The sequence below is a fragment of the Streptomyces sp. 8L genome, from assembly GCF_020176795.1.
Taxonomy (GTDB): Bacteria; Actinomycetota; Actinomycetes; order Streptomycetales; family Streptomycetaceae; genus Streptomyces.
The window spans coordinates 1-6,755 of sequence record NZ_JAIUKE010000556.1 but is presented as its reverse complement, the minus strand read 5'-3'; the positions used below and the strand labels follow the sequence as shown (position 1 = coordinate 6,755).

The following is a 6,755-nucleotide window of genomic DNA, read 5'->3' as shown; positions in this document are numbered from 1 at the left end:
CCCTCACCCCCACCGCGCTCACGCCGGCCCCAACTGTGGGGAGGCGGACGGCTCTTCGCGCATCCCGAACCCGTCACCCGGGTCGAGCAGCGTCGTACGGACGTCCGCGGCGGGCGAAGCGGAGGGAGGCGCCGCGGGACCGGACGGGTCGCCGCCGCTCCCGCCGGAGCCGCCCGCGGGAGCGGTCGGGTCACCGGCAGGGGGCTGCGCCGGCGGGTCCGTCGCAGGCGGGTCCGTCACGGGCGGGTCCCCGGCCGCGCCGCCCCCGGTCTCGCCCTGCACCGACCCGGTGCCACCGCCCGCCCCGCGGCGGTGGTGATGGTGCCCGTCGGCCACCGTCTCCTCGGGCGTCGGCCCGCTGGACGAACTGGGCCCGGCCGAGGCGCCCTTGGCGTCCGCTCCGTCTTTGCCGCCCTTGCCGTCCTTGCCCGCCGTACCGCCCTTGCCCTTCTCGCCGGCCTTGCCGCCTCCGCCGTCGGCCGCGCCGTCGCCCTTGCCGTCCCGGCCCGACGTGCCGCCGAGAGCACCCGTCCCGCCGCCCGTACGGTCCTTGGGATGCGCGGCGCCATGGCCGTCGGCGGAGTGCCCGGGCGCCGGGCCGCCCTCGGCGCCGCCGACGCTCATACAGCCGGCCGACGAGGCCACGGCCAGCGAGGCGGCCACCCACACGGCGGCGCGACAGGAACGGGAAACGGGGGAACGGCGCACGAGGGCACCTCCGGAGCAGGGCGGGCACAGGGGATTCCCGCGAGGGGCGAGGGGTACGTCGCCGTGTCCAACGGTCATGAGCCCGTCAGGGACACGCCCGCCTTCCCACCCGTACGCCCGCCACGCCGTACCCGGCCCGCCGGAACCGCGAGTCGCACGAGGTGTAGAGGTGTTCAAGGCGTACGAGCGTCCGCGTACGCCGCGAACTCCCCGTACCGGCACGGGCGCCGCAGCACATACGTACATACGCGCACCCCTCGCACGCATGCCCCTCGCACGCATGGTCCTGCGTCCGTGCGGGGTCCCGGTCCGCCCGGGGTTCTGGTCCGCCCGGGGTCCCCTTCACGTCCGGGCGCCGGGCCTGCCCCGGCTCACCCGTACCCCAGCTCGTGCAGCCGCTCGTCGTCGATGCCGAAGTGGTGGGCGATCTCGTGGACCACCGTCACCTCCGTCTCCGCCACGACGTCCTCGCGGGTGTCGCAGAAGCGGAGTGTGGGCCCGCGGTAGATGGTGATCCGGTCGGGCAGCACGCCCGCGTACCACTCGCCGCGCTCGGTCAGCGGGGTCCCCTCGTACAGCCCGAGCAGCTCCCGGTCGGACGGTGGCGGCTCGTCCTCCACGAAGACGGCCACGTTGTCCATGAGCCGGGTCAGTTCGGGCGGGACCCGGTCGAGCGCCTCCGAGACAAGCTCCTCGAACTCCTCGCGCGTCATCTCCAGCACCCGGCCATTGTGACGGCCGGACAGGTATGGCGCGAGGTCCGGCTGGGCACAGTGGTGCAATGACCCGAGGCGCCCGCCGTGTCCCGTTCCGTCACCACTTCCGCCGCCGGGACCACCGCGGCTCCGGGTCCGCCCGCACGTTTGGCGGTACGGCCCTGACGCCGGGCAGCCCGCTCCCCGGCGCCCTCGGCTTCGCCCTGGTCGTACTGCTCGGCGCGTGGCTCGGGCTGACGGCGATCGGCTCCACCCCCGTACGGGTCGGCCCGATGGACACCCGGATGGCGCTGCGCCCCTCACTGGCCGGCGGTACCGCGGTCAATGTGTCGCCGCTCGGCGCGCTCGCCCTCGACTCGCACCGGGCGCCGCTGCGGCTCGATGTCGATGTCGACCGGCTCGACCCGGAGCGCTCGGAGGCGCTCGTGCGCCATCCTGAGCGGCTGTCGGGGCTCCAGGACGAGGTGGCGCGGGATGTAAGACAGGGCACGGGCCGGGTGGCGGCCCGCAGCGCAGCCGCGGTGGTGGGCGGGGCGGGTGCCCTGGCGCTCGCCGTCTACCGGCGCCCCCGGCGTGCGCTGGCGGCCGGCGGCCTCGCCTGCGCGCTCCTCGCGGCGACCGGCGTCTGCGCGTACGCGACCTGGAATCCGCAGTCCGTCCTCGAACCCCGCTTCTCGGGGCTGCTGACATCGGCGCCGCAGGTGGTCGGCAGCGCGCGCTCCATCGTCAGCGACTTCGACGTCTACCAGAAGGAGCTGGCCCGCCTCGTCACCAACGTCACCAGGCTCTACGACGCGACCTCGGCGCTCCCCGTCTACCGGCCCGACCCGACGACCCTGCGCGTGCTGCACGTGTCGGACATCCACCTCAACCCCGCCGCCTGGCACATCATCGGCTCGCTCGTCAAGGAGTACGACATCGACGTGGTGATCGACTCCGGCGACACCATGGATCACGGCACGGCGGCGGAGAACACCTTCCTCGATCCGATCGCCGACCTGGGTGTCCCGTACGTCTGGGTGCGCGGCAACCACGACTCGCCGCTCACCCAGCGCTACCTCGCGCGGATGAAGAACGTACGGGTCCTGGACGGCGGCCGGGCGGTCACGGTCGGCGGCCTGCGCATCGCGGGCACCGGCGACCCCCAGTTCACCCCCGACCGCTCGCGGCGGCCCGGCGGCGACACCGCCGAGCGGAAGGCGGGCGCCCTGCTCGCCTCGGCCCTCGCCCGCCAGGAGCGGGCGGGCACTCCGGTGGACATCGCGGTGACGCACGAGCCCCTGGCGGCGGAAGGCACCGACGGATTCGTCCCGCTGGTGCTCGCAGGGCACCTCCACCACCGTGAGACGAAGATCCTGCCGCGGGGCACCCGGCTCAAGGTCGAGGGCTCGACGGGCGGCGGCGGCCTGCGCGCCGTGCAGAACGACAGCCCGGAGAAGGTACGGGCGTCGGTGCTGTACGTGGACAGCGTGACGAAGCGGCTCCAGGCCTGGGACGAGATCACGCTGGGCGGCCTCGGCCTCACCACCGCCGAGGTCAGCCGCCACCTCCCGGACTCCGCCTCCGCCGCGCCGGCCACGACCCCGCCCGCGGTCCCCCTCGGCCCGGCGGCACCCGGCACCGGCTCGCCCCCGCCGTCCCGCTGAGCGACGGGACCGCCCGCGACGAGCCCGTCCGCCGCCTGCCCGCCCGCTCGGTCCGGTGAACGGCCCGGCCCCGCGCGGCCCGCCGGGTCACCCTCAGGACCGGCAAGAACCGTTTTGGCGATGTCCCGGGCGATCCCATATGCTGCTGCCGTCCTCCGAAGCGCCCTGCGGCGTCAGGCGGGCCCTTCGCCCCCATCGTCTAGTGGCCCAGGACGCCGCCCTTTCAAGGCGGTAGCACGGGTTCGAATCCCGTTGGGGGTACCTCCACACCCCATCTGACCTGCGAGAACTCTGTCAGATGGGGTATTTTCGTGTTGACGTGTGAGCACAGCGGTGCTGACACGAGCGACATGGCCCCCGAATTCCTCGGCGGGTAGGCCTTCCTGACTCCCGTAGCGTTCTCGTGCTGGTTGATCTCGATTGGGCCGCCTCGTCCGGACTCGCGGCGTCGCCACGGATGCGGTTGGTGCCCAAGCGCCCGTTCCCCCCGCTTCCACGCAAAGGGTCGCCGCCTGCCTCGCACATCGCCACCGGGCCGAACTCTGCAGCCGCGCAGCCGTCGCCGGGACCCCGTCCGCGCCTGGCACCGTGATGCGATGCTCCAGCGCAGTACTCGCGCACGTACAGCAGTACCTGGCCGAGCCGACCCGCCTACGGTCACCGCCCGTTCGTCGTGGAAGCCCGACTCGGGACCGGGGCCTACCACAGGAGACACGCCGTCGGGGGCATGCATATGGCGGTACCGCCGGCCCGTGGCCGACTGCAGCACCAGACAATGGACCCACTGGAGCCCGGCTCTGTACGTTATTATGTACGCCATGAAGTCGATGAGTGTCACCGAACTGCGTGCGGGCATCGCCGACGCCCTGGATGCGGTGGAGAACGACGCCGAGGAACTCGTCATCACCCGCGCCGGTCACGAACCCATGGTCGTCGTCTCACTCGCCGAGTACGAGGCGCTGAAGGAGACCGACTACCTGCTACGGTCGCCCGCGATGGCCGAGCGCCTGCGAAGGTCCATCGAGCAGGACCAGGCCGGCCGAGGCACCGTCCGGGAACTTCTGACCCCCGACGACGAGGCCGGTCAGGGCGCCGCGTGAAGGTGCTGTTCCTCGACGACGGCTGGGACGACTACCTGTGGTGGCAGGCGAACGATCGCAAACTGCTGAGACGGGTCAACCAACTCCTCACCGACATCGACCGCAACGGCCACGAGGGAATCGGCAAGCCCGAACCGCTACGGAACGATCTCTCCGGCTACTGGTCGCGGCGCGTCAACTCCGAGCACCGGCTGGTGTACCGCATCGACGAGGACGACTGCATCCACATCGTGGCATGCCGCTTCCACTACGACCGTCGATGAGAGCGTGCCACCCACGAAGCCTGGATTCGCGATCACAATGGCTTGGTATCCCGTGCTGACATGTCAGCACGGGATGGCCGCGATCCGGGTAATTCGGCCCCCAGCCCCTCCCCCACCCCCGTGTTGGTCGATCATGCCGCGCGGGCTCAGCGATCACTTCTCTCCGCCGCCGCAGATCGTTCGGCCCGCAGGCCGAGGCACACCCCTGACGAAGAGGGGGACGCCCAAACCGGGTGAAGCAGTCGCTGCGCCGTGCCTCACGCCGGACGCTCAGGCCATCACCCTCAGAGACGAGGACCACACAACGGTAGTAACATGTACTACATGGAGACCACAGCTCGGGAGTTCAATCAGAAGTCGTCCCAAATCCTCGCGGCGGCAGCCCAGGGTGAGACCGTCACCGTCACCAAGAACGGTGTCGCCGTCGCACGCGTGGTGCCCATCAGGGATGACGTTTCTCCTTACCCCACCGACCCCATGGGGGAGATCGACCTTCCCGATCTCGACCTCCCCGATCTCACCAACGACGAGATCGAGGACGTGCTGAATGGGATGGGAGCGTCTTCGTGATCGCTATTGCCGATACGAATGCTCTCTACCGGCTCCTCGATCCACGCCTCGCGGAGCACAAGGCACACAAGGACGGACTCGCGGCAATCAGCCACCTCGTCATCTCACCCATGGTTCTGGCCGAGCTGGACTACCTGATCTCCACGCGCTCCGGGGCCCGCAAGGCCCTGGCAGCGGCGCGGTTCGTCGAGCGCTACACGCTCACCCGCCGGTTCGAGGTACCACCAGTGGCCACGCACCTTTCTGCGGCAATCGCCGTCGCCGAGGGCTACGCGGACGCAGACGGAGGAAAAGGCATCGGGATGACGGACGCCATGAACGTCGCCCTGGCGGCCGCGTACGGCACCGAAGTGCTGTTCACCACCGACCGTCACTTCCGTATGATCCGACCGCTGACCGGCCACAAGGTGTTCCGGCTGCTACCCGACGACCTCTGACGGTACGGAGAACCACTCTCAAGGCCACTTGAGCAACGACTCAGGTGCGGTGCTGACGTGTCAGCACCGGTCCGCGGGCACCGTGATCACGGCATGGGCCAGGCCCGGGCCCTGGTCGGTGAACTCCCGGGCGCCGCAGTCCCGCACAGGTACTCGCGACGCGCCGAGGGCGGTTGCTCAGCGCGGGCGGGGGTCCGTCTCGTGCAGGATGCCGGCCTCCGCGTCGCCCAGCAGCTCCGCGACGAGCGCCCGGCCCAGACCGAGCCGGCCGGCCAGGAGTGCGGCGTCGTCGGCCGCAGGTAAGGGCCGCCCGAGCTCCGCCTCCACATGGCGGCGCAGGCACGCCCACGCGGTGGCCGCGAGGCAGGACGAGCGCAGTACGGCGGGCCAGCCGCCGGACAGTTCGGCGAAGGCGGCGCGCGCGGCGCACCGGCCGAGGGCCGAACTGCTCAGCCGTTCGGCCGCGTAGGCCGTGTAGTGGCGCTCGTAGAGGGCGCGGAACGCGGCGAACGCCATGGCGGAGGCGCGCGGCGCGGACGAGGGGACGGGCCGTGGCGAAGGCGGGCCGGGTGCGGCGCAACCCGGTGACGAGGGGCCCGGCGAAGGCGAGCGGGGCGAAGGCGGCGTGGAGGACGGCGAGGACGACGGTGATGGTGGTGGCGAGGCCTCGTCGTGCAGTTGAACCATGGCGGGTCTTCCTTTCACCGGTCCCGCGGGCGTGGGGGTGGTTCGCCGCACGGGTCCGGTCGTGGAGAGAGAGTGCTCCGGCCGGTGACCGCCGCGCCCTCCGCGCCCGTCACGCCGGTGGTGCCGGCTGCTGAGGGGCGGTCGCGCGGTCGGTCCCGAACACTCGGGTGGAGGCGGGCGGCCGACGCCGCCGGCCGCCCGCCTACGGCGACTCCGAGGGGCGCGAGACCTCCGGGCCGCGCGGCGGCGGGTCCTCGCGGGCCGGGCTCCCGCACGGCCGGGCATCACCCGCCGGGGCGCCATCCGCCGGAATCTTGGCGTGCGGCGCCGCGTGCGGCCGGCCGACGGTGTCTGGTTCCGCCGCGGCCTTCCAGCTCCAGGCGCTCTCCTCGCGGAGCGGCCGGCGCCTGCCCCCGGGCTTCCGCGTCAGCGGCTTCCCGCAGGACTGGCAACGTCCTTGATCCACCAAGTCGTTCGGCATCGTCGCGGCTCCGGCACCGTGCGTACGGTCGACGCGCGGCGCTTCCTGTGCGCTGAGGGCCCCACCGGGACCCGATATGGACGGGGATGTGGGTGTCGAAAGTGTCGAAGAAGAAGGAAGGAGGAGAGGGAGGGGAGGGAGTAGGGG

The 6,755-nt window shown here is 72.1% G+C and carries 8 protein-coding genes and 1 tRNA gene; 6 read left to right on the top strand and 3 right to left on the bottom strand.

Annotated features, from left to right (window positions below):
* Nucleotides 1–18: 18 nt before the first annotated feature.
* Both LCE31_RS34185 and LCE31_RS34180 read right to left on the bottom strand, forming a co-directional pair.
* Nucleotides 19–708, bottom strand: a complete 690-nt coding sequence (locus tag LCE31_RS34185; RefSeq protein ID WP_225021464.1) for a hypothetical protein — start codon at nucleotides 706–708, stop codon at nucleotides 19–21.
* A 371-nt stretch (nucleotides 709–1,079) separates the two neighbouring features.
* Entirely contained in the window at nucleotides 1,080–1,430 is a 351-nt protein-coding gene (locus tag LCE31_RS34180) for a metallopeptidase family protein (RefSeq protein WP_225021463.1), read from the bottom strand.
* 59 nt (nucleotides 1,431–1,489) lie between these two features.
* Here LCE31_RS34180 and LCE31_RS34175 point away from each other — a divergent pair, with 59 nt between their 5' ends.
* The 6 genes from LCE31_RS34175 to LCE31_RS34150 all read left to right on the top strand — a co-directional run bounded on the left by LCE31_RS34175 (nucleotide 1,490) and on the right by LCE31_RS34150 (nucleotide 5,440).
* On the top strand, nucleotides 1,490–3,070 hold the full coding sequence (locus tag LCE31_RS34175) for a metallophosphoesterase family protein (protein ID WP_225021461.1): 1,581 nt from the start codon (nucleotides 1,490–1,492) through the stop codon (nucleotides 3,068–3,070).
* A gap of 188 nt (nucleotides 3,071–3,258) precedes the next feature.
* Nucleotides 3,259–3,331 (top strand) — tRNA-Glu (locus LCE31_RS34170).
* Between the two features lie 548 nt (nucleotides 3,332–3,879).
* Nucleotides 3,880–4,170 carry a type II toxin-antitoxin system Phd/YefM family antitoxin gene (locus tag LCE31_RS34165; RefSeq protein WP_225021458.1) on the top strand — a complete coding sequence of 97 codons (291 nt, stop codon included), beginning with the start codon at nucleotides 3,880–3,882 and terminating at the stop codon, nucleotides 4,168–4,170.
* Entirely contained in the window at nucleotides 4,167–4,433 is a 267-nt protein-coding gene (locus LCE31_RS34160) for a Txe/YoeB family addiction module toxin (RefSeq protein ID WP_225021456.1), read from the top strand. Before LCE31_RS34165 ends, LCE31_RS34160 begins: the two co-directional genes overlap by 4 nt.
* Before the next feature lie 324 nt (nucleotides 4,434–4,757).
* Nucleotides 4,758–5,003 carry a type II toxin-antitoxin system Phd/YefM family antitoxin gene (locus LCE31_RS34155; protein ID WP_225021454.1) on the top strand — a complete coding sequence of 82 codons (246 nt, stop codon included), beginning with the start codon at nucleotides 4,758–4,760 and terminating at the stop codon, nucleotides 5,001–5,003.
* Nucleotides 5,000–5,440, top strand: coding sequence for a PIN domain-containing protein (locus LCE31_RS34150; protein WP_225021452.1), 441 nt, complete (start codon nucleotides 5,000–5,002; stop codon nucleotides 5,438–5,440). The genes LCE31_RS34155 and LCE31_RS34150 overlap by 4 nt, the downstream gene beginning before the upstream one ends.
* 177 nt (nucleotides 5,441–5,617) lie before the next feature.
* Here the strand turns inward: LCE31_RS34150 and LCE31_RS34145 are convergent, their stop codons facing one another.
* Nucleotides 5,618–5,956 carry a hypothetical protein gene (locus LCE31_RS34145; protein ID WP_225021450.1) on the bottom strand — a complete coding sequence of 113 codons (339 nt, stop codon included), beginning with the start codon at nucleotides 5,954–5,956 and terminating at the stop codon, nucleotides 5,618–5,620.
* Nucleotides 5,957–6,755: the final 799 nt, after the last annotated feature.